This is a genomic window from Streptomyces sp. NPDC104309 (genome assembly GCF_055584025.1).
The window spans coordinates 93,757-115,147 of the sequence record NZ_JBVJMV010000022.1 but is presented as its reverse complement, the minus strand read 5'-3'; the positions used below and the strand labels follow the sequence as shown (position 1 = coordinate 115,147).

Here is a 21,391-nt window from a genome sequence, read left to right as displayed (position 1 = left end):
CATGACAGACGCACTCAAGCGCCTCTCCGACGAGGGCGTGGCGATCTGGCTCGATGACCTGTCGCGCAAGCGGATCACCTCGGGCAACCTCGCCGAGCTGATCGACGAGCAGCACGTCGTGGGCGTCACCACCAACCCGTCGATCTTCCAGAAGGCGATCTCGCACGGCGACGGCTACGAGCAGCAGCTCACCGACCTCGCCACCCGCAAGGTCACCGTCGACGAGGCCATCCGCATGATCACGACGGCCGATGTGCGGGACGCGGCGGACATCCTGCGTCCGGTCTTCGACGCCACGGACGGCCAGGACGGCCGGGTCTCCATCGAGGTCGACCCGCGTCTGGCGCACCGCACCGCCGCCACCGTCGCCGAGGCCAAGCAGCTGGCGTGGCTGGTGGACCGGCCCAACACGCTCATCAAGATCCCGGCGACGAAGGCCGGTCTCCCGGCGATCACCGAGGTCATCGGCAGGGGCATCAGCGTCAATGTCACGCTGATCTTCTCGCTGGCGCGCTACCGCGAGGTCATGGACGCCTACCTGGCGGGTCTGGAGAAGGCGCAGGCAGCGGGCCTGGACCTCTCCAAGATCCACTCGGTGGCCTCCTTCTTCGTGTCCCGCGTGGACACCGAGATCGACAAGCGTCTCGACGCGATCGGCACCGACGGGGCCAAGGCGCTCAAGGGCAAGGCGGCGCTCGCCAACGCCCGGCTCGCCTACCAGGCGTACGAGGAGGTCTTCGGCTCGGAGCGCTGGGTCGCCCTGGACAAGGCGCAGGCCAACAAGCAGCGTCCGCTGTGGGCCTCGACCGGTGTCAAGGACCCCGCGTACAAGGACACCCTGTACGTCGACGACCTGGTCGCCCCCGGCACGGTGAACACCATGCCCGAGGCCACTCTGGACGCCACGGCGGACCACGGACAGATCACGGGCAACACCATCGCCGGCACCTACGAGCAGGCCCGTGCCGAGCTCGACGGGATCGCGAAGCTCGGGATCTCCTACGACGACGTCGTCCAGCTCCTTGAGGACGAGGGCGTCGAGAAGTTCGAGGCGTCCTGGATCGACCTGCTCAACTCGACCGAGGCGGAGCTCAAGCGCCTCGCCCCTTCGGAGGGCTGACCACCTTGTCTGGTGTTCCCGGAGCCAACCCGCTTCGTGACCCCCAGGACCGACGGCTCCCGCGCATCGCGGGTCCGTCGGGCCTGGTGATCTTTGGCGTCACGGGCGATTTGTCCCGTAAAAAGCTGATGCCCGCCGTCTATGACCTGGCCAACCGCGGCCTGCTGCCGCCGGGCTTCTCGCTCATCGGTTTCGCGCGCCGCGAGTGGCAGGACGAGGACTTCGCACAGGAGGTCCACGACGCCGTCAAGCAACACGCGCGTACGCCGTTCCGTGAAGAGGTCTGGCAGCAGCTCATCCAGGGGATGCGCTTCGTCCAGGGCAACTTCGACGACGACGACGCCTTCGAGACCCTGAAGGCCACGATCCAGGACCTCGACAAGGCACAGGGCACGGGCGGCAACTTCGCCTTCTACCTCTCGGTGCCGCCGAAGTTCTTCCCCAAGGTCGTCCAGCAGCTCAAGAAGCACGGGCTCGCCGACCAGAAGGAGGGTTCCTGGCGGCGTGCCGTCATCGAGAAGCCCTTCGGCCACGATCTGAAGAGCGCACAGGAGCTCAACCAGATCGTCCACGACGTGTTCCCGCCCAACGAGGTCTTCCGGATCGACCACTACCTGGGCAAGGAGACGGTCCAGAACATCCTGGCGCTGCGGTTCGCCAACACGATGTTCGAGCCGATCTGGAACAGGTCGTACGTCGACCACGTCCAGATCACGATGGCCGAGGACATCGGCATCGGCGGCCGGGCCGGCTACTACGACGGCATCGGCGCCGCCCGTGACGTCATCCAGAACCACCTGCTCCAGCTGCTGGCGCTGACGGCGATGGAGGAGCCCGGCTCCTTCCACCCGAAGGCCCTGGTCGCCGAGAAGCTCAAGGTGCTCACGGCGGTGGAGCTGCCGGAGGACCTGGGCAAGCACACGGTGCGCGGCCAGTACGCGCACGCGTGGCAGGGCGGCGAGGAGGTCCCCGGCTATCTGGAGGAGGACGGCATCGACCCCAAGTCGACGACCGACACCTTCGCCGCGATCAAGCTGACGATCAACAACCGCCGCTGGGCGGGCGTGCCGTTCTACCTCCGGACCGGAAAGCGGCTCGGCCGCCGGGTCACGGAGATCGCGGTCGTCTTCAAGCGCGCCCCGTATCTGCCCTTCGAGTCCGGCGCCACGGAGGAGCTGGGCGGCAACGCCCTGGTCATCCGGGTCCAGCCGGACGAGGGCGTGACCGTGCGGTTCGGCTCCAAGGTGCCCGGCACCTCGATGGAGGTGCGCGACGTCACGATGGACTTCGCGTACGGCGAGTCCTTCACGGAGTCCAGCCCGGAGGCGTACGAGCGGCTCATCCTCGATGTGCTGCTCGGCGACGCCAACCTCTTCCCGCGGCACCAGGAGGTCGAACTCTCCTGGAACATCCTCGACCCGATCGAGGAGTACTGGGACAAGCACGGCAAGCCCGCGCAGTACCCGGCGGGCACCTGGGGCCCGGCCGAGGCGGACGAGATGCTCGCACGAGACGGACGGAGCTGGCGCCGGCCATGAAGATCGATCTCACGGAAACCACTTCCAGCAAGATCAACCAGGCGCTGGTGTCGGCCCGCCGCGCCATCGGCACCCCGGCCATCGGCATGGTGCTGACCCTGGTCATCGTCACCGACGAGGAGAACGCGTACGACGCGCTCAAGTCGGCCGGTGACGCCTCGCGCGAGCACCCCTCGCGGATCATCGCGGTGATCAAGCGGGTCAGCCGCTCGCCGCGCAGCCGCCGGGACGCCCGGCTCGACGCCGAGGTGCGGGTCGGCTCCGACGCGGGCACCGGCGAGACCGTCGTGCTGCGTCTCCACGGCGAGCTGGCCAACCACGCCCAGTCGGTGGTCCTGCCGCTGCTGCTGCCGGACGCCCCGGTCGTGGTCTGGTGGCCCGAGGACGCGCCCGACGACCCGGCGAAGGACCCGCTGGGCGCGCTCGCCCAGCGCCGGATCACGGACGCGTACTCCTCGGAGCACCCGGGTGACGAACTCGCGGTGCGCGCCCGGTCGTACACCCCGGGCGACACCGATCTGGCCTGGACCCGCATCACGCCGTGGCGCTCGATGCTGGCGGCCGCGCTCGACCAGCAGCAGGTCGAGGTGGTCTCGGCGACGGTCGAGGGCGAGTCGGAGAACCCGAGCTGTGAGCTGCTCGCCATGTGGCTCGCGGACCGGCTCCAGGTTCCGGTGGCGCGCACCCTGTCCGACGGCCCCGGTCTGACGGCCGTGCGGATGGAGACCAAGAACGGCGTCATCGTCCTGGACCGGCCGGACGGTTCGCTGGCCACGCTCTCGATGCAGGGCCAGCCGGACCGTGCGGTGGCGCTCAAGCGCCGGGACACGGCCGAGCTGCTCGCCGAGGAGCTGCGGCGCCTGGACCCGGACAACACCTATGCGGCGACGGTGAAGTTCGGGGTGGAGAAGCTCGCCGGACCGGAGCAGAAGCCGTCCGAGCCCGCTCCCGCCGCCGCCCCGGCCGCCGCGAAGAAGACCGCGGCCAAGAAGGCGGCGGCGAAGTGAGTGCCCCTCAGCTTGTCGTGCACCGCGACAAGGAGCTGATGGCACAGGCCGCAGCAGCCCGGCTGATCACGAGGATCGTGGACGCCCAGGCCGCGCGCGGCTACGCCTCGGTGGTCCTCACCGGCGGGCGCAACGGCAACGGCCTGCTGGCCGCCCTCGCCGACGCGCCCGCCCGGGACGCGATCGACTGGTCGCGGCTCGACCTGTGGTGGGGCGACGAGCGGTTCCTGCCGGAGGGCGATCCGGAGCGCAATGTCACGCAGGCCCGCGAGGCCCTGCTGGACTCGGTGCCGCTGACCCCGTCACGGGTGCACGCGATGCCGGCCTCGGACGGCCCCTGCGGCAGTGACGCCGACGCGGCGGCGGCCTCGTACGCCGCTGAACTGGCCGCGGCGGCCGGCCCCGAGGACCACGGTCCGGTGCCGACGTTCGACGTCCTGATGCTGGGTGTCGGCCCGGACACGCATGTCGCGTCGCTCTTCCCGGAGCTGCCCGCGGTACGGGAGACCGAGCGCACCGTCGTCGGTGTGCACGGCGCCCCCAAGCCGCCGCCCACCCGGGTCTCGCTCACGCTGCCCGCGATCCGGGCGGCGCGCGAGGTGTGGCTGCTCGCCGCGGGTGAGGACAAGGCGGAGGCCGCGGAGATCGCGCTCTCGGGTGCCGGGGAGATCCAGGCCCCGGCGGCCGGTGCGTACGGACGCAGCCGCACCCTGTGGCTGCTGGACGCGGCGGCGGCCTCGCGGCTGCCGCGCGCGCTGTATCCGCCCGCCTCTTCCTGAGCAGTCGTCAGTACCGTTGTACGCAGGCCCGGTTCGTTCCTCGGAGCGAACCGGGCCTGCGGCGTGCTGGGCACGGCCCGAGTGCGTGCCGCAACCGCGGTGACGGGTGCGGCGTACTTCAGGGACCGTGCTCGGTCCGGCACCGCACCGCACCGCACCGCACCGCACCGAGAGCCTCGGGCGGGCTCTGTTCGCCCGACCCGGTGCCCGGCCGGGCACCGCGCGGTCATCCGGCGGGCGGAGTGCGCTCCAGGAAGGGTTCCAGCAGGCCCGGAACGGCCTGGGAGGCGAAGTCGAGTCCCTCGCTCGCATCGGCGTCGTACGCCGTGTACGCGCCCGCTCCGGCGGCCGTCGTCGCGGTGAGGCTCAGCACCCCGGCCCGTCGCTGGAAGTACGTCTGCCTGACCGTCCAGCCGATGACACCGGCCCGCTCCAGCGCGGCGGTCGAGCGCCGCACCGTGCCGGACCGGACCACCAGGTAGTCGCCGCTGACGGCGTGTCCCAGGCCGCGGTACGCGTCCCGGGCGAGGAGCAGTGCGGCGGGCAGCCCGACGGCCGCGCAGGCGAGCGCGACCCAGAGCAGGACGGGTGCCAGCAGCACCCCCAGGACGACGAGGACGGCGACGGGTGCGCCGACGGCCCAGCACGCCCGGCGCGACCGCCGGCCCCGGGCCGCGCGGGGGTGTCCGGTCAGCGCGGTGCCCGTCGGCGACGCGACCTCGCCCAGGACGTCGGCGGCCACCGCGTCGGCGACGCGGCGCGGCGCGGCGGGCAGCAGGGTGTTGTGGTCGCCGCGCTGCTCCTCGTCGTCCTTGGCGAGCCCGGTGGTGATCGCGTCGACCCTGGCGGCGCCGAACAGCCGGATGCCGAGCGGTTCGACGAGGTCGACACCGCGCAGCCGCCGCTCCTCGATGGAGACGGAGCGGGAGGTCAGCAGTCCGCGCCGGACGCGCAGGGTGCCGCCGGGTTCGCGCTCCAGCCGGTAGCCCCACCACATCTCGACCCACAGGCCGAGCGCGCCGACGATCCCGGCGGCGACCGCGGCGGCGACGAGGATCACGATCACGGCGATCAGCGAGGTGTCCCGGAACCGGTCACCGATCCAGTCGATCACCCGTCCCTGCGCCCCGAACCAGTCGCTGACCTGCATCACCCCACCGGCCGCCGCGCCGCCGAGCGCGGGGGCGACGAACGAGACCGGTGCGTAGCGGATCCAGCGCGGGTCGAGGGCGACGAGCTCGCCCTCGCGATGGGTGCCCGGAGCTGCGGTGGCCGTACGTTCCAGCAGTTCGCGGCGGAGCCGCTCGCCCTCGGCCTTGGGGACCGGGTCCAGTTCCAGGGTGGATTCGTTGCCGGAGTGCTCGCCGGTGCCGATGCGGACGGTGACCAGACCGAGGACCCGTTGCAGCGGGTGGGCGGTGAGGTCGACGCTGCGGATGCGCTCGCGGGCCAGTGAGCGTTTCTTGACCAGGAGCAGCCCGGTGTGGAGCTCGACCCGTTCGGCGCCGACGCGGTAGCGGGTGCGGCGCCACCGCACGTGATCGCCGGCCGCGGCACTCGCGATCAGCACAGCGGCACCGGCCAGCACCCAGGCGACCGCGGGCCCGAACCCGACCCGCCCGGAGAGTCCCAGCGTGGTGGGCACGGCCGCGCCGGCCGCCACCCCGGCCGTGACGAGTGCGCTGACGAGGACCGTACGCCGGTCCAGCCGCCGCCAGCCGGCAGCGGCACCGAGGCCGTCGGCGCTGTCGTCGCCGGCCTCCGGGAAGACGGTCGTCCCGGCGCTCATGTGGCGTCCCCGGGAATGTCCTGGGTTATCCGGGTCAGCCGCTCGGCCAGCTCGGCCGCCAGCTCATGGCCCAGCCCCTCGATCCGCACCGCGCCCTTGGACGACGCGGTGGTCACGGTGACCGTGGCGAGCCGGTAGAGCTGTTCGAGCGGGCCGCGCACGGTGTCCACGGTCTGGATCCGGGACATCGGGGCGATCCGCCACTCCTGACACAGCACACCGGTTCTGACGTACACCGCTTCGTCGGTGACCTCCCAGCGGTGGGTGCGGAACCACCAGAGGGGGAAGAGGACGGCACAGCCGGCGCCGAGGACCGCGAGGACCGCGGCGGGCAGCAGCAGCCAGAACCGGGCGGGCTCGATGAGCGCGCCCAGCACGGCCAGGACGACCACCGGCGCCGCGGTCAGCAGCAGCCACCGGGCCCGCCACCAGCCGACGGCCCTCGGGTCCAGGGTGTTGTTCGGCGGCCTCAGCCGCACCGTCCGCTCCCCCGTGGTCATCGGCTCAGCGCCCCCTGCGGGCGCGGTACGCCTCGACGAGTGCGGCGGTCGAGCTGTCCAGCCCCTCGCCTCCCCGGCCTTCGGTCAGCACCGGCTCGATCCGCTTGGCGAGCACCTTGCCCAGTTCGACGCCCCACTGGTCGAAGGAGTCGATGTTCCAGACGGCGCCCTGGACGAAGACCTTGTGCTCGTACAGCGCGATCAGCTGGCCGAGGACGGACGGGGTCAGGCGGTCGGCCAGGATCGTCGTCGTCGGGTGGTTGCCCTTGAAGGTCTTGTGCGGCACCAGTTCCTCGGCGACGCCCTCGGCACGGACCTCGTCCGGTGTCTTGCCGAAGGCCAGCGCCTGGGTCTGGGCGAAGAAGTTGGCCATCAGCAGATCGTGCTGGGCGACCAGACCGGGCAGCAGGTCCGCGACCGGCTCGGCGAAGCCGATGAAGTCGGCCGGGATGACCTTGGTGCCCTGGTGGATCAGCTGGTAGTAGGCGTGCTGCCCGTTGGTGCCGGGGGTGCCCCAGACAACCGGTCCGGTCTGCCAGTCGACCGGATCGCCGTTCCGGTCCACGGACTTGCCGTTGGACTCCATGTCCAGCTGCTGCAAGTACGCGGTGAACTTGGACAGATAGTGGCTGTACGGCAGCACGGCGTGCGACTGGGCGTCGAAGAACGCTCCGTACCAGATGCCCAACAGGCCCAGCAGCAGCGGGACGTTGTCCTCGGCGGGGGCGGTGCGGAAGTGCTCGTCGACAAGGTGGAAGCCGTCGAGCATCTCGCGGAACCGGTCCGGGCCGATGGCGATCATCAGCGAGAGGCCGATGGCGGAGTCGTACGAGTAGCGGCCGCCGACCCAGTCCCAGAACTCGAACATGTTGGCGGTGTCGATGCCGAAGTCCGCGACCTTCCCGGCGTTCGTCGACAGCGCCACGAAGTGCTTGGCGACCGCTTCCTGACCGGCCCTCAGACCGGTCAGCAGCCAGTCACGGGCGGAGGTGGCGTTGGTGATGGTCTCGATCGTGGTGAAGGTCTTCGACGCGATGACGAAGAGCGTCTCGGCCGGGTCGAGATCGCGCACGGCCTCGTGGAGGTCGGCGCCGTCGACGTTCGACACGAAGCGAACGGTGAGCGAGCGGTCCGTGAAGGAGCGCAGCACCTCGTACGCCATGGCGGGTCCGAGGTCGGAGCCGCCGATGCCGATGTTGACGACGTTCTTGATGCGCTTGCCGGTGTGACCGGTCCACTCCCCCGACCTGACGCGGTCGGAGAAGGACGCCATCTTGTCGAGCACGGCGTGCACACCGGGCACCACGTTCTCGCCGTCGACCTCGATCACCGCATCGCGCGGGGCACGCAGCGCGGTGTGCAGGACGGCGCGGTCCTCGGTGGTGTTGATCTTCTCGCCGCGGAACATCGCGTCCCGCAGCTCCGCCACCCCGGTGGTCACGGCCAGTTCGCGCAGCAGCCGGAGCGTCTCGTCGGTGACCAGGTGCTTGGAGTAGTCGACATACAGATCGCCGACCCGGAGGGTGTATCCGGTACCGCGCTGCGGATTGTCCGCGAAGAGCTGTCGCAGATGCGTCGTCCCGAGCTGCTCACGGTGCTTGCCCAGAGCATTCCATTCGGGCGTCTGGTTGAGCCTGGTTCGGCTAGGTGTATTCATCCCGGATATCAGCCCACTTCTTCTCGTGCCTGCAGATGCCCCGCTGCCTCTCCAACCTAATTGATCAGAGGGGTTGACGAGACAATGGGAAGCTGCGGCACGGCAAAAGCAGTCCGGCCGGGCACCCCGTGGGTGCCCGGCCGGTGAACTTCCGGTGCGAGGCGCTAGATTTCGCCCCGGAGTTTCGCCAGGGCCTCGGCGAGGATGGCCTCACCGTCCGCGTCGCTGCGCCGCTCGCGTACGTACGCGAGGTGTGTCTTGTACGGCTCGGTGCGCGGCGGGGCCGGCGGGCTGTCCCGGTCCTGGCCGGCCGGGAAACCACAGCGCGGGCAGTCCCAAGTCTCCGGTACCTGCGCGTCACTGGCGAAGCTCGGCTGCGTCTCGTGCCCGTTCGAGCACCAGAAGGAGATGCGAAGACGCGGCGCGGACTCGCCACGCTCGGCCTCCCCCATCGGCCCCGCTCCGACCCGGCTTCCCCGGATCGCGTTGCCACTTGCCACGGTCGTAACTCCCTGCGTGATGGTGCTCGAAGATGCCCCAGTCTACGTAAGGCCCAACGCGCGTCCAGTGAAAGGAGTTACACCCTCACCGGGAATCGCGTACGACGGGTCAGTTGTCCAGCTTGATCAGCAGACCAAGCACAACAATGCACGCGAACCAGGCCAGACCGATGAACACGGTGATCCGGTCGAGGTTCCGCTCGGCGACCGAGGAGCCGCCCACGGACGACTGCATGCCGCCGCCGAACATGTCGGAGAGGCCGCCGCCCTTTCCCTTGTGCATCAGCACCAGCAGCATCAGCAGCAGGCTGAAGACGATCAGGGCGATCTCGAACGCCAAAATCACGGCTGGTCCCTACTTTCCGGAATTCCTCTGGACTGCATGTGCGAACAACGGGGGCCGGGAGGCTACACCTTCCCCGGCCCCCGCAAGGGTACGACGGATCCGCGCTACCGCATACTCACTGGTCGCGGAAGCGGACGATCTTGACGAACTCGTCGGCGTCCAGCGCCGCCCCGCCGACCAGGGCCCCGTCCACATCCGGCTTCGACATGATCTCGGCGACGTTTGCGGACTTCACGGAGCCGCCGTACTGGATGCGGACCTTGTCGGCCAGCTCCTGGGAGTACAGCTCGGCGAGGCGGCCGCGGATCGCCGCGCAGACCTCCTGGGCGTCGTCGGCGCCGCAGACCTTGCCGGTCCCGATCGCCCAGACCGGCTCGTACGCGATCACGATCGACTCGGCCTGCTCGGCCGGGATGTCCTGCAGACCGCCGTCGACCTGCGCGAGCGTGTGCCGGACGTGGTTGCCCGCGTCACGGACCTCCAGTTCCTCGCCGACGCAGAGGATCGGGGTCAGGCCGTGCTTGTAGGCCGCCTTCACCTTGCTGTTGCAGATCTCGTCGGTCTCGCCGTGGTACTGGCGGCGCTCGCTGTGGCCGACGGCGACGTAGGTGCACTTCAGCTTGGCGAGCATCGGGCCGGAGATCTCACCGGTGTACGCGCCGGAGTCGTGCGCCGAGATGTCCTGGGCGCCGTACTTGATCTTCAGCTTGTCGCCGTCGACCAGCGTCTGCACGGAGCGCAGGTCGGTGAAGGGCGGCAGGACGGCGACCTCGACGGCGTCGTAGTCCTTGTCGGCCAGGGCAAAGGCGAGCTTCTGGACGTGTGCGATGGCCTCAAGGTGGTTGAGGTTCATCTTCCAGTTGCCCGCCATCAGCGGGGTGCGAGTGGTCATGAAAGGTCAGTCCTCCAGTGCGGCGAGGCCGGGAAGCGTCTTGCCCTCAAGGTATTCGAGGCTGGCGCCGCCACCGGTCGAGATGTGTCCGAATGCGTTTTCGTCGAAGCCCAGGATGCGGACGGCGGCGGCGGAGTCACCACCGCCGACGACGCTGAAGCACGAGGAGTCGACGAGGGCCTGGGCGACGGCACGGGTGCCCTCGGCGTAGTCGGGGTGCTCGAAGACGCCCATCGGGCCGTTCCAGAAGACGGTGACGGCGTCGGCGAGCTTCGAGGCGTACAGCTTGTTGGTCTCGGGACCGTTGTCCAGCCCCATGAAACCGGCCGGGATCGCGTCCGCGGGCACGGTGCGGTGCCGCGTCGGGGCCTTGGCCTTGAGGTCCGGGAACTGCTCGGAGACCACGACGTCGACGGGGAGCACGAACTCCACGCCCTTCTCCTCGGCGCGCTTGAGGTACTCCAGCACCGCCGGGATCTGGTCCTCCTGGAGGAGGGAGCTGCCGACCTCGTGCCCCTGGGCCTTGAGGAAGGTGTACGCCATGCCGCCGCCGATGAGAATGCGGTCGGCGCGCTCCAGCAGGTGGTCGATGACGCCGAGCTTGTCCGAGACCTTGGAGCCGCCGAGCACGACGGCGTAGGGGCGCTCGACGTTCTCGGTGAGCTTCTTCAGGACGCCGACCTCGGTGGCGATCAGGTCGCCGGCGGCATGCGGCAGCCGGGCCGGGAGGTCGAAGACCGAGGCGTGCTTGCGGTGCACGGCCCCGAAGCCGTCGCCCACGTACACGTCGGCGAGCTCGGCGAGCTGGTCGGCGAACGCGCCGCGCTCGGCGTCGTCCTTGGACGTCTCACCGGGGTTGAAGCGGAGGTTCTCGATGACGGCGACCCGGCCGTCGGTGAGCGCGGAGACCGTGGCGCGGGCGGACTCGCCGACCGTGTCGGTCGCGAAGGCCACGTCGGCGCCGAGGAGCTCACCGAGGCGTGCGGCGGCGGGCGCCAGGGAGAAGGCGGGGTCCGGGGCACCCTTGGGGCGGCCCAGGTGCGAGGCGACGATGACCCGCGCCCCGGCCGCGGCGAGCTTCTCCACGGTCGGCTGGACGGCGCGGATGCGGCCGTCGTCGGTGATGGTGGTGCCGCTCAGCGGCACGTTGAGGTCGGCGCGGACGAATACGCGCTTGCCGGTGACCCCTTCGGTGAGAAGTTCGTCGATCGTCTTCATCTTGCTGGACTCCTTGGAAGGACGAGGGAGCATGCAACGGGGCTCGAACAGCGCGACGTTGCGCTGTTCGAGCCCCGTGCTCACATCGAGGTGCCTGCCGACCCGGAGGTCAGAGCTGGTTGCCGACGAAGACGGTCAGGTCGACAAGACGGTTGGAGTAACCCCACTCGTTGTCGTACCAGCCGAGGATCTTCACCGACTTGCCCTCCTGAACCATCGTCAGCGAGGAGTCGAAGGTGCAGGACGCCGGGTCGCCGACGATGTCCGAGGACACGATCGGGTCTTCGGTGTAGGAGAGGATGCCCTTGAGGTCGCCGTCGTCGGCGGCCTTCTTGAACGCGGCGTTGACCTCGTCCTTGGTGACTTCGCGCTGCAGCTCCACGACCAGGTCGGTGGCCGAGCCGGTCGGGACCGGGACGCGCATGGCGATGCCGTCCAGCTTGCCCTTCAGCTGCGGGAGCACCAGGGCGGTGGCCTTGGCCGCGCCGGTGGTGGTCGGGATGATGTTCTCGGCGGCGGCGCGGGCGCGACGCAGGTCCGAGTGCGGGAAGTCCAGGATGCGCTGGTCGTTCGTGTAGGCGTGGACCGTCGTCATGAGGCCCTTGACGATGCCGAAGTTCTCGTCCAGCACCTTGGCCATCGGCGCGACACAGTTGGTGGTGCAGGAGGCGTTGGAGATGACGTAGTGGTTGGCCGCGTCGTACTTCTCCTGGTTGACACCCATCACGATGGTGATGTCCTCGCCCTTGGCCGGAGCCGAGATGAGGACCTTCTTGGCACCACCGGCGATGTGCTTCTCGGCGTCCGCCTTCTTGGTGAAGATGCCGGTCGACTCGATGACGATGTCGACGCCCAGCTCGCCCCAGGGGATGTCGGCCGGGTTGCGCTCGGAGAGCACCTTGATCGTGTGACCATCGACGGTGATGGTGTCGGCGGTGTGGCTGACCTCTGCCTTCAGACGCCCCAGAATGGTGTCGTACTTCAGCAGGTGGGCCGTGGTCGCGGTGTCACCCAGGTCGTTGACAGCCACAATCTCGATGTCCGCACCCTGCTCCAGCAGCGCGCGGAAGTAGTTACGACCGATGCGGCCAAAGCCGTTGATGCCTACGCGGATCGTCACGAACCGATCTCCTCGTTAGGTACGCGGGGCTTTCACCCCGGCGAGTTGTATGAGATGTCCCCGACCGCCTCCGACCCTACCTCTCCGATGGTCCGGGAGTGACATCGAGCGGGGCCGGAAGAACCGCGAAGGCCCGTACTCCTCGGTAGGAGCACGGGCCTTCGAACGCCCGGCCGGACACGCAGTGACGATTACGGAGCGTCAACACCCCGGGGATTGCCTCGCGTTCTGAATTCGGCCGGTTTCACATCCTTCGCGGGTCACCCCACCAGCCCGTCGGCGAGCTCCTCGCTGAGGGTCGATTCCGTCCCCGGGATCCCCAGGTCCTGGGCCCGCTTGTCGGCCATCGCCAGGAGTCGGCGGATCCGGCCGGCGACCGCGTCCTTCGTCAGCGGCGGGTCGGCGAGCGCGCCCAGCTCCTCCAGGGAGGCCTGCTTGTGCTCCATGCGCAGCCGTCCGGCCGCCGCGAGGTGCTCGGGCACCTCCTCGCCGAGGATCTCCAGCGCGCGCCCCACCCGGGCACCCGCGGCGACCGCGGCCCGCGCGGAACGGCGCAGGTTGGCGTCGTCGAAGTTGGCGAGCCGGTTGGCCGTGGCGCGGACCTCACGGCGCATCCGCCGCTCCTCCCAGGCCAGCACCGACTCATGGGCGCCGAGCCGGGTGAGCAGCGCACCGATCGCGTCGCCGTCGCGGACGACGACCCGGTCCACCCCCCGCACCTCGCGGGCCTTCGCCGCGATGGAGAGCCTGCGGGCCGCGCCGACCAGCGCGAGTGCCGCCTCCGGCCCCGGGCAGGTCACCTCCAGTGAGGAGGAGCGGCCCGGCTCGGTGAGCGAGCCATGGGCCAGGAAGGCCCCGCGCCAGGCGGCCTCGGCGTCGCAGGTGGCCCCCGAGACCACCTGCGGCGGCAGACCGCGGATGGGCCGGCCGCGGCCGTCCACCAGGCCGGTCTGACGGGCCAGCTGATCGCCTCCCGCCACCACCCGGACGACATAGCGGGAGCCGCGCCGCAGCCCGCCGGGAGCCATCACGATCAGCTCCGAGCTGTGCCCGAAGATTTCGAGGATGTCCCGCTTCAGCCGGCGCGCCGCCATCGCGGTGTCCAGCTCTGCCTCGATCACGATCCGGCCGCTCACCAGGTGCAGCCCACCCGCGAACCGAAGGATCGCCGAGACTTCTGCCTTCCTGCAGCAGGTCCGGGTCACGGGAAGCCGAGAGATTTCGTCCTTCACCGCCGGCGTCATCGCCATGGGCCGATCCTTCCATGCATCCGAAAAATACGGTCGTACGCGGCGGCCAACAGCTCCGGATCATGGATCGGAACGCCGTCGGGTGAGGCCACCGGCGCCAGCTCGACCGCGGCGCCGAGCCGCTTGGCGGCGTCGGCGAGGGACTCACGATCGGGCACGGCGGCTTCGTCGGCCAGCACCACGTCCATGGCGAGTTTAGGGGCGTGTCGTCCCAAAACCTCCAAATGACGCTGCGGAGAGAAGCCATCAGTTTCGCCGGGTTGCGGTGCGAGGTTGAGCGAGAGGACTTTGCGGGCCTTGGTCTCGACGAGCGCGTCGAGCAGTTCCGGGACGAGCAGATGCGGGATCACGGAGGAGAACCAGGACCCCGGACCGAGCACCACCCAGTCGGCGTCCAGGACCGCGGCGACGGCCTCGGGGACGGCCGGCGGGTCGTGCGGGACGAGGTGGACGGACTGCACCTCGCCCGGGGTGAGCGCCACGGTGGCCTGGCCGCGCACCGTGTCCACGTCGTCCGGGCGGTCCGGGTCGTGGCCCCGTACGAGCGCCTGGAGCTCCAGCGGCACGGCGGACATGGGCAGCACCCTGCCGTGCGCCCCGAGGAGCTTGCCGACCAGGTCCAGGGCCTGGACATGGTCACCGAGCTGCTCCCACAGGGCCACGATCAGCAGATTGCCGACCGCGTGCTCGTGCAGATCGCCCTTGGACTGGAAGCGGTGCTGGATGACCCGGGCCCAGGTCTGGCCCCAGTCGTCGTCACCGCACAGGGCGGCGAGCGCCTTGCGCAGGTCGCCGGGCGGCAGGACGCCGAGCTCCTCGCGGAGCCGGCCGCTGGAGCCGCCGTCGTCGGCGACGGTGACCACGGCCGTGAGATCGCCGGTGATCCGGCGCAGCGCGGCGAGTGACGCGGACAGACCCATGCCGCCGCCGAGCGCGACGACCTTGGGCTGCGCGCCGCGCTTGCGGCCGGGCAACGCAGAGGCGGCTCTGCGCAGCCGCCGCAGGCGCAGATTACGGCTGGTCACTCGCGCCCCATGTCCCGGTGGACGAGGACGGTCTCGATGCCTTCGGTAGCGAGCCTGGCCGCGAGCTTCTCCGACATGGCCACGGAGCGGTGCTTGCCGCCCGTGCAACCGACGGCGATCGTCACATAGCGCTTGCCCTCGCGGCGGTACCCGGCGGCGATGAGCTGGAGCAGTTCCGTGTACTGGTTGAGGAATTCCTTGGCGCCGGGCTGGTCGAAGACGTAGGCGGAGACCTCTTCGTTGAGCCCGGTGAACGGCCGCAGCTCGGGGACCCAGTGCGGGTTGGGCAGGAAGCGGCAGTCGACCACCAGGTCGGCGTCGACCGGCAGGCCGTACTTGAAGCCGAAGGACATCACCGTGGCGCGCAGCTCCGGCTCCTCGTCGCCGGCGAACTGGGCATCCATCTTGGCGCGCAGTTCGTGCACGTTGAGGCTGGAGGTGTCGATCACCAGGTCGGCGTCGCCGCGCAGCTCGCGCAGCAGGTCGCGCTCGGCGGCGATGCCGTCGACGATCCGGCCGTCGCCCTGGAGCGGGTGCGGGCGGCGGACCGATTCGAAGCGGCGGACCAGGGCGTCGTCGGAGGACTCCAGGAAGACGATCCGCCGGGTGACGTGCTTGGCCTCCAGGTCGGCGAGGGAGTCACGGAGGTTGTCGAAGAAGCGGCGGCCGCGTACGTCGACGACGACGGCGATACGGGCCACGTTGCCCTGCGAGCGGGCGCCGAGCTCGACCATGGTGGGGATCAGGGCGGGTGGCAGGTTGTCGACGACGAACCAGCCGAGGTCCTCCAGACACTTGGCCGCGGTGCTGCGCCCGGCGCCCGACATCCCGGAGATGATCACCAGCTCGGGGATGGCCGCGTTCCCGTCGCCCGTGTCGATGGTGGTGCCCGTACTCACGTGTCCTGCTCCGTCTGTTCGGTCGGTGCTGTCGTGCTCGACGTCGTGTTCCTGCTCGATGTCGTGTTCGTGCTCGACTTCGTGTTCGTGCTCGTGCTCAGTCATGTCGTGCTGCCCCCGTCGTCCTCTTCAATGATCTCTCCTGTCGCCGTGTTCACGGCGGGCGTGGCCGGGGCGGCCGAGGCCAGGGCGACAGCCACTGATTCCGCCGTTCTGCGGCCTATCCCCGGAACCTCGCAAATCTCGTCGATTGTCGCCTGCCTCAGCTTCTTCACGGAGCCGAAATGCTTGATCAACGCCTGTTTCCGGGTCTCACCGAGGCCTGCAACCGCGTCCAGGGGGCTGGAACGGATGCGCTTGGCCCGCTTGGCGCGCTGATACGTGATCGCGAAACGGTGGGCCTCGTCACGGACGCGCTGGAGGAGGTAGAGGCCCTCGCTGGAGCGGGGCAGGACGACGGGGTCGTCGTCATCGGGCAGCCAGACCTCTTCGAGGCGCTTGGCGAGGCCGCAGACGGCGATGTCGTCGATCCCCAGCTCGTCGAGGGCCCGCTGGGCCGCGGCGACCTGCGGCTGGCCGCCGTCGACCACGACGAGCTGCGGCGGATACGCGAACCGCTTGGGCCGGCCGTCGTCCTCACGGGGCTCGGCGTCCGGATCCGGGGCGCTCTCCGGGACGGGGCCGGCGCCCGGTCCGGGGACGGTCTGCCCCGTGGGTGCGGTCCCCGGGTCGGGAGAGATGCCCTCGCCGGGGGCGACGGCCGGCAGGAGGGCCGTGTCCGTGCCCCGTGCGGCACCCGTGAGGGCGACGGCGTCGCTGCCGGCCTCCGGGGCGGTCTGCGGTGCCGGGACGGGACCAGTGGGAGCGGGGGTCTCCTCCCACTCCCCCGTCCGCTCCTTCTCCTGGAGATACCGCTTGAAACGGCGGCCGATCACCTCGTGCATCGACCGGACGTCGTCCTGGCCCTCGAAGCCCTTGATCTGGAAGCGGCGGTACTCGGCCTTGCGGGCCAGCCCGTCCTCGAAGACGACCATGGACGCGACCACGTCGTCGCCCTGGAGGTGGGAGATGTCGAAGCACTCGATGCGCAGCGGGGCGGTGTCGAGGCCGAGCGCCTCGGCGATCTCCTCCAGGGCGCGGGAGCGGGTCGTCAGGTCCGAGGCACGCTTGGTCTTGTGCAGCCCCAGGGCCTGCTGGGCGTTGCGCTGGACCGTCGCCATCAGGTCCTTCTTGTCACCGCGCTGCGGGATGCGCAGGCTGACCTGGGAGCCCCGGCGGTGGGCGAGCCACTGGGAGATGGAGTCGGGGTCCTCGGGGAGGGCCGGGACGAGCACCTCCTTGGGGACGGAGTCGCCCGTCTCCTCGCCGTACAGCTGTTGCAGGGCGTGCTCGACCAGGCCCGAGGTGTCGACGTTCTCGACCTTGTCGGTGACCCAGCCGCGCTGGCCGCGCACCCGGCCACCGCGGACGTGGAAGATCTGGACGGCGGCTTCGAGTTCGTCCTCGGCGACCGCGATCAGGTCGGCGTCGGTGGCGTCGGCGAGGACAACGGCGCTCTTCTCCATGGCCCGCTTGAGGGCCTCCACGTCGTCGCGGAGCCGGGCCGCCCGCTCGTACTCCATCTCCTCGGCCGCCGCCATCATGTCCTTCTCCAGGCGGCGGATGTACGTACCGGTGCGGCCGGCCATGAAGTCGCAGAAGTCGTCCGCCAGTTCGCGGTGCTCCTCGGGGGTGACCCGGCCCACGCAGGGGGCCGAGCACTTGCCGATGTAGCCGAGGAGGCACGGGCGGCCGGTCCTGGTGGCGTTCTTGAAGACGCCTGCGGAACACGTACGCACCGGGAAGACCCGGAGCATCAGGTCGACCGTCTCGCGGATCGCCCAGGCATGCCCGTAGGGGCCGAAGTAGCGCACGCCCTTCTTCTTGGCTCCGCGCATGACCTGGACCCGCGGGAATTCCTCGTTGAGCGTGACCGCGAGATACGGATAGCTCTTGTCGTCGCGGTACTTGACGTTGAACCGGGGGTCGAACTCCTTGATCCAGGAGTACTCCAGCTGGAGCGCCTCGACCTCCGTGGAGACGACCGTCCACTCCACCGAGGCGGCCGTGGTGACCATCGTGCGCGTACGCGGGTGGAGCGCGGCCAGGTCCTGGAAGTAGTTGGCCAGACGCTGGCGCAGGTTCTTGGCCTTGCCGACGTAGATCACCCGGCGGTGTTCGTCACGGAATTTGTAGACCCCCGGGGAGTCGGGGATCTGTCCCGGCTTGGGGCGGTAGCTGGAGGGGTCTGCCATGTGTCCCACCCTACTTGCGGGCAGTGACAGCGCGGCCCGTCGGCGGTGGACCCGTGCTCCGGGGCGCGGACCGGGGGAGCGCGCCCCGGAGCACGGGTCAGGGGGTGCGGTCGCCGGTCACGGGGCCGTCCGGTGGCGGCGGCGGTTGCGCAGGGCCGTGATGCCGCCGAGGGCGAGCACGGCGAGGGCGCCCGCTCCGGCGGCGGCCGACGTGGCGGTCAGGGCCGTGTCGGAGGCCGCGCCCGCGGCAGCCACCCGGTGGTCCTCTCCGGCGCCCTCCCGGGGGCCGGAGGCGGTGGCGGACGGTCCGTAACCACCCGCCTTGCCGGAGCGGGCGTATCCGGAGCCGGGGAGCTTGTCACCGTAGGCCCGCTGTACCCGGGTGCGGTAGGCGGCCAGGGTGGTGCCGCGGGCGCCGACCGCGCGGACCGCGTCCTCGTCCAGAGGGAGCACCCTGGCCCCCTGCTGGACGTACCAGGCGTCCGTCTGCGGCTCGTGGAACACCGTCCCACCGGGGAGCTTGCGCGCGCCCGCGGCGGCGTACCGCGTCTCGTCGTCGCCGCTGGCGATGTTCACCACCTGCCAGGCGCCGTCCTTCCCTTCCTTCGGAAGGGTCCACAGCGAAGCCTTCTGGCCGTCCGAGGAGACGGCCGTGGTGGCGAGGTAGTCCAGCCGGGCGACGGGCGCTCCCGGTTTCCCGGCGACGAAGTCCGGGGCGAGGCTGCGCACCGGGACGGCGGGCCCCTCGATGCGCGGTGCGGCTGCCGACCGGGTGATCGCGCCCTCGCGGGCGAAGAAGCGGGACAGGGTGTCCAGGGTCGCGGGGGCGGTGGCCGCCCGGCGAGCGGCGCTCAGGGCGGCCGGATCGGCAGCGGGGCCGGTGGCGGCGGCGGCCTGCGGAGCCGTGACGGTGAGCAGGGCGGCGCCGGCCAGAACGCCGGTGGCGGCTACGGCGGCGGCCGCGGACCGGGCGGCGCGTGTGGTCCTGAAGATCATTTCGTCACGCTCCGATCCGGTAGAGCGAATGGGTCCAGGAGAACTCGTTGTTGCTCACGTACCAGGCGTGCGAGGCCCAGTTGTAGCGGTTGCTGGAGGGCCAGGGATCGCCCCAGTAGACCCAGCTGTTCGCGTCGTCGTACCCGTACAGGACATGCATGTGACCACCGCCCGACGACCACTGGATGCGGGTCTCGACGGGGCGTCCCGCGGCGATCTCGGCCTGGACGGTGGGGTAGCGCAGCCACCCGGTGACGTACGAACCGGGGTTGATCCCGGCCCAGTCGAGACCGTTCTGGACATTGCCCAGCGATGCCTGCGAGTTGGGGCACTCATAGCCCTGGGCACGTCCGAAGGCGGCGTTGCAGAACTGGTTCTGCGAGTAGTCGCGGCCGAACCAGGTGGCGATGGTGTTGCCGGACGCCGCCCAGCACCAGTTGGTCTTCTGCTGTGCCTGCATGGTGATGTTCAGACGCTGGGTGGCGGCGATGCCGCTGCCGACGGTGGTGGTGCGCTGCGCCGCCGAGGTGGTCGTGGTGGGGGTCTGTGCCGCCGAGGCGGTCGCCGTCGGTACGGCGAGCAGGACGGCCGCGAGGACGGCCGTGATCGGAAGTCGTCCCGGTCGGATTCTTCGGTTGCGCATGGCGTTCCTCCCAATGCAGGGGGTGTGTGATCGGAGGAGCGCGTCCGGACGCTGTTCGAGGAGCATCAACCGTTGTCGGGGACGGGTCAACACGCTTCAATGCGGGGGAACATCGCGGTGTGAACGGCGTGGCGGATACGTGAACGGATCTCCCCCGGCCACCTGCGGCACCGCCCCGCACCGACGCGGTCTCCCCGCCCCGCGTCGTGAACGTTCACCTGGAGGACCTCATGCAGCACACCGAGGCCGAACTGGCGCAGGTGCTGCACACCGGCCCGTTCCATCTGGCGCTGCGCACCGCGCTCGCGGTGCGCGGGCTGCCGCTCCAGCGGGTGCAGCACCATCTCGCACACCGTGGGGTCAAGGTCGGGGTGACCAGCCTGAGTTACTGGCAGCAGGGGGCCAGGCGCCCGCAGCGTGCCGAGTCGCTGCGGGCCGTGAAGGCGCTGGAGGAGGTGCTGGAACTGCCGGGGAACTCGCTGCTGCGGCTGCTGGGGAGCGGGCGCGTGGACGCCGACCGGCCGGCCGCGCGTTCGTACCGTTCCCTGATGGAGGCGTCCGGCGCGGTGGAGCGGCTGCTCGCCACGATGGGATCACCGCTGGACGGCGGGCTGCACACGGTGGGGCATCACGAGCGGGTGTGGATCGGGCCCGGCCGGGAGCTGCGGCGGCGGGGGTCGCAGCATGTGGTGCGCGCGCACCGGGACGACATCGACCGCTATCTCGCCGTCCACCGGGGCGATCCGGGCTGCGATCCGACGCGGGTGGAGGTGTCGGCCCGGGAGAACTGCCGGACGGGGCGGGTCCGATGGGACCGGGAGACGGGGGTGCTCGTCGCGGAGCTGCTCTTCGACACCCGGCTGAGGGCGGGTGACACGTACCTCTTCGGCTACGGCTTCGACGACGCCACGGGAGGGCCGTGCGGCGAGTACGTTCGCGGCTTCAGCTTCGGCGGCGGACAGTACGTGCTGCAGGTGGGATTCGACGAGGCCGCACTGCCGGTGCGGTGCCGGAGCTTCGCCCAGGTGTCGGCGGGCGCGCCGCGCGGCGCCCGTACGGATCTCACTCTCACCGGCCGGCACCGGACCGTTCACCTGGTGGAGCAGGGGGTACGGCCCGGCCTGGTCGGCATCGACTGGGACTGGGAGTGAGTCCGTTCTCGGCGGGGATCAGGCCTCGGGGCCCGCGATGAGCTTTCCGCCCTCCAGCCGGACCGGGACCGCGGGCAGCGGGGCGGTCGCCGGGCCGTGCAGCGCCTCGCCGGTCGTCGTGTCGAAGTGGCTGCCGTGGCAGGGGCACTCCCCCACGTTGCCCTCGATCTTGTTCAGCAGGCAGCCCGCGTGGGTGCACTGGGCGCTGAACGCCTTGTACTGGCCCTTGGCCGGGCAGCTGACGATGACCCGCTGGTCCCGGTAGAGCTTGGATCCACCGACCGGGACCTCTTCCGGCGTGCCGAGTTCGACGGGCGCGGTCGGCGTCGGCGTCTCGGCGTGGCCGAGCTTCGACTGGGTCGAGCAGGCGGCCACTCCCAGCCCGGCGACGCCGGCGAGCGCGGCGCCCTTCAGCACGGTACGGCGGGCGGCGGGCTGGCCGGGCATGCGGTCTCCACTGGTCAGAGGGTGCAGGGTGCAGAGGGTTACCGCGGGCGACTGAGGCACCGCGAATACCGGAGGTACCGCGGGTATCAGAGCCATCGGTGACAGAACCGACGATACCGGCGGAGCCCAGGGACCCGTCGGCCGGGCCACCCCGGACCGGTCGTCCCTGGTCAGGAGGGTGCAAGGGCCCGGATCGGAGTGTGCGGGGGGGCGCCCCGGC

Annotated in this window: 20 protein-coding genes; 5 read left to right on the top strand and 15 right to left on the bottom strand. The window is 70.5% G+C overall.

All coding sequences use genetic code 11. From position 1 onward, the window contains the following. The first annotated feature begins 1 nt into the window (after window position 1). From tal to pgl, 4 genes are read left to right on the top strand one after another with little or no spacing between them, the layout of a single operon-like run. Window positions 2–1,120, top strand: a complete 1,119-nt coding sequence (gene tal / locus ACZ68L_RS28645; protein ID WP_469582152.1) for a transaldolase — start codon at window positions 2–4, stop codon at window positions 1,118–1,120. Between the two features lie 5 nt (window positions 1,121–1,125). After that, the gene (gene zwf, locus ACZ68L_RS28640) at window positions 1,126–2,658 is read left to right on the top strand and encodes a glucose-6-phosphate dehydrogenase (RefSeq protein WP_469582149.1); all 1,533 of its coding nucleotides are present in this window, start codon (window positions 1,126–1,128) and stop codon (window positions 2,656–2,658) included. Then, on the top strand, window positions 2,655–3,665 hold the full coding sequence (gene opcA / locus ACZ68L_RS28635) for a glucose-6-phosphate dehydrogenase assembly protein OpcA (protein WP_469582147.1): 1,011 nt from the start codon (window positions 2,655–2,657) through the stop codon (window positions 3,663–3,665). Before zwf ends, opcA begins: the two co-directional genes overlap by 4 nt. Next, window positions 3,662–4,444: a 6-phosphogluconolactonase gene (gene pgl / locus ACZ68L_RS28630; protein ID WP_391739881.1), complete on the top strand. Its 783-nt coding sequence runs from the start codon at window positions 3,662–3,664 to the stop codon at window positions 4,442–4,444. Before opcA ends, pgl begins: the two co-directional genes overlap by 4 nt. Window positions 4,445–4,670: 226 nt before the next feature. Here pgl and ACZ68L_RS28625 read toward each other — a convergent pair whose 3' ends face one another. The 14 genes from ACZ68L_RS28625 to ACZ68L_RS28560 form a co-directional block, all read right to left on the bottom strand. Next, window positions 4,671–6,233, bottom strand: a complete 1,563-nt coding sequence (locus ACZ68L_RS28625; protein WP_469582143.1) for a PH domain-containing protein — start codon at window positions 6,231–6,233, stop codon at window positions 4,671–4,673. After that, window positions 6,230–6,733 carry a PH domain-containing protein gene (locus ACZ68L_RS28620; protein ID WP_469582141.1) on the bottom strand — a complete coding sequence of 168 codons (504 nt, stop codon included), beginning with the start codon at window positions 6,731–6,733 and terminating at the stop codon, window positions 6,230–6,232. Before ACZ68L_RS28620 ends, ACZ68L_RS28625 begins: the two co-directional genes overlap by 4 nt. Window positions 6,734–6,737: 4 nt before the next feature. Continuing rightward, window positions 6,738–8,390, bottom strand: coding sequence for a glucose-6-phosphate isomerase (gene pgi / locus ACZ68L_RS28615; protein ID WP_469582139.1), 1,653 nt, complete (start codon window positions 8,388–8,390; stop codon window positions 6,738–6,740). Between the two features lie 164 nt (window positions 8,391–8,554). Then, window positions 8,555–8,890, bottom strand: a complete 336-nt coding sequence (locus tag ACZ68L_RS28610) for an RNA polymerase-binding protein RbpA (RefSeq protein ID WP_266720873.1) — start codon at window positions 8,888–8,890, stop codon at window positions 8,555–8,557. A 109-nt stretch (window positions 8,891–8,999) separates the two neighbouring features. Continuing rightward, window positions 9,000–9,236, bottom strand: a complete 237-nt coding sequence (secG, locus tag ACZ68L_RS28605) for a preprotein translocase subunit SecG (protein WP_114243929.1) — start codon at window positions 9,234–9,236, stop codon at window positions 9,000–9,002. A 115-nt stretch (window positions 9,237–9,351) separates the two neighbouring features. Next, window positions 9,352–10,128 carry a triose-phosphate isomerase gene (tpiA, locus tag ACZ68L_RS28600; RefSeq protein WP_469582135.1) on the bottom strand — a complete coding sequence of 259 codons (777 nt, stop codon included), beginning with the start codon at window positions 10,126–10,128 and terminating at the stop codon, window positions 9,352–9,354. 6 nt (window positions 10,129–10,134) lie between these two features. Beyond that, a complete protein-coding gene (locus tag ACZ68L_RS28595; RefSeq protein ID WP_469582132.1) occupies window positions 10,135–11,346 on the bottom strand; it encodes a phosphoglycerate kinase in 1,212 nt (403 codons plus the stop codon). Window positions 11,347–11,455: 109 nt separating this feature from the next. Beyond that, window positions 11,456–12,466, bottom strand: coding sequence for a type I glyceraldehyde-3-phosphate dehydrogenase (gene gap / locus ACZ68L_RS28590; RefSeq protein WP_469582130.1), 1,011 nt, complete (start codon window positions 12,464–12,466; stop codon window positions 11,456–11,458). A 260-nt stretch (window positions 12,467–12,726) separates the two neighbouring features. Then, on the bottom strand, window positions 12,727–13,716 hold the full coding sequence (whiA, locus tag ACZ68L_RS28585; RefSeq protein WP_030919772.1) for a DNA-binding protein WhiA: 990 nt from the start codon (window positions 13,714–13,716) through the stop codon (window positions 12,727–12,729). Next, complete coding sequence (locus ACZ68L_RS28580; RefSeq protein WP_361441873.1) at window positions 13,707–14,741, bottom strand: gluconeogenesis factor YvcK family protein; 1,035 nt, start codon at window positions 14,739–14,741, stop codon at window positions 13,707–13,709. Before ACZ68L_RS28580 ends, whiA begins: the two co-directional genes overlap by 10 nt. After that, entirely contained in the window at window positions 14,738–15,745 is a 1,008-nt protein-coding gene (rapZ, locus tag ACZ68L_RS28575; RefSeq protein ID WP_469582127.1) for an RNase adapter RapZ, read from the bottom strand. The genes ACZ68L_RS28580 and rapZ overlap by 4 nt, the downstream gene beginning before the upstream one ends. Further along, window positions 15,742–17,934, bottom strand: a complete 2,193-nt coding sequence (gene uvrC / locus ACZ68L_RS28570) for an excinuclease ABC subunit UvrC (protein WP_469582125.1) — start codon at window positions 17,932–17,934, stop codon at window positions 15,742–15,744. The genes rapZ and uvrC overlap by 4 nt, the downstream gene beginning before the upstream one ends. A 117-nt stretch (window positions 17,935–18,051) precedes the next feature. Next, window positions 18,052–18,930 carry a hypothetical protein gene (locus ACZ68L_RS28565; RefSeq protein ID WP_469582123.1) on the bottom strand — a complete coding sequence of 293 codons (879 nt, stop codon included), beginning with the start codon at window positions 18,928–18,930 and terminating at the stop codon, window positions 18,052–18,054. Window positions 18,931–18,934: 4 nt separating this feature from the next. After that, window positions 18,935–19,573 carry a papain-like cysteine protease family protein gene (locus ACZ68L_RS28560; protein ID WP_469582121.1) on the bottom strand — a complete coding sequence of 213 codons (639 nt, stop codon included), beginning with the start codon at window positions 19,571–19,573 and terminating at the stop codon, window positions 18,935–18,937. 230 nt (window positions 19,574–19,803) lie between these two features. Between ACZ68L_RS28560 and ACZ68L_RS28555 the strand changes: the two genes are divergently transcribed. Then, on the top strand, window positions 19,804–20,724 hold the full coding sequence (locus ACZ68L_RS28555; RefSeq protein WP_469582118.1) for a hypothetical protein: 921 nt from the start codon (window positions 19,804–19,806) through the stop codon (window positions 20,722–20,724). An 18-nt stretch (window positions 20,725–20,742) separates the two neighbouring features. On the opposite strand, the gene ACZ68L_RS28550 is transcribed toward ACZ68L_RS28555, so the two are convergent. Next, window positions 20,743–21,171, bottom strand: a complete 429-nt coding sequence (locus ACZ68L_RS28550) for a Rieske (2Fe-2S) protein (protein WP_469582116.1) — start codon at window positions 21,169–21,171, stop codon at window positions 20,743–20,745. Window positions 21,172–21,391: the final 220 nt, after the last annotated feature.

Bases quoted from the DNA above. Each gene is read 5' to 3' on its own strand.
- tal (WP_469582152.1), top strand. From the start codon at position 2: ATGACAGACGCACTCAAGCGCCTCTCCGACGAGGGCGTGGCGATCTGG.
- opcA (WP_469582147.1), top strand. From the start codon at position 2,655: ATGAAGATCGATCTCACGGAAACCACTTCCAGCAAGATCAACCAGGCG.
- ACZ68L_RS28625 (WP_469582143.1), bottom strand. From the start codon at position 6,233: ATGAGCGCCGGGACGACCGTCTTCCCGGAGGCCGGCGACGACAGCGCC.
- ACZ68L_RS28620 (WP_469582141.1), bottom strand. From the start codon at position 6,733: ATGACCACGGGGGAGCGGACGGTGCGGCTGAGGCCGCCGAACAACACC.
- pgi (WP_469582139.1), bottom strand. From the start codon at position 8,390: ATGAATACACCTAGCCGAACCAGGCTCAACCAGACGCCCGAATGGAAT.
- tpiA (WP_469582135.1), bottom strand. From the start codon at position 10,128: ATGACCACTCGCACCCCGCTGATGGCGGGCAACTGGAAGATGAACCTC.
- ACZ68L_RS28595 (WP_469582132.1), bottom strand. From the start codon at position 11,346: ATGAAGACGATCGACGAACTTCTCACCGAAGGGGTCACCGGCAAGCGC.
- whiA (WP_030919772.1), bottom strand. From the start codon at position 13,716: ATGGCGATGACGCCGGCGGTGAAGGACGAAATCTCTCGGCTTCCCGTG.
- rapZ (WP_469582127.1), bottom strand. From the start codon at position 15,745: ATGACTGAGCACGAGCACGAACACGAAGTCGAGCACGAACACGACATC.
- uvrC (WP_469582125.1), bottom strand. From the start codon at position 17,934: ATGGCAGACCCCTCCAGCTACCGCCCCAAGCCGGGACAGATCCCCGAC.
- ACZ68L_RS28565 (WP_469582123.1), bottom strand. From the start codon at position 18,930: ATGATCTTCAGGACCACACGCGCCGCCCGGTCCGCGGCCGCCGCCGTA.
- ACZ68L_RS28560 (WP_469582121.1), bottom strand. From the start codon at position 19,573: ATGCGCAACCGAAGAATCCGACCGGGACGACTTCCGATCACGGCCGTC.
- ACZ68L_RS28555 (WP_469582118.1), top strand. From the start codon at position 19,804: ATGCAGCACACCGAGGCCGAACTGGCGCAGGTGCTGCACACCGGCCCG.
- ACZ68L_RS28550 (WP_469582116.1), bottom strand. From the start codon at position 21,171: ATGCCCGGCCAGCCCGCCGCCCGCCGTACCGTGCTGAAGGGCGCCGCG.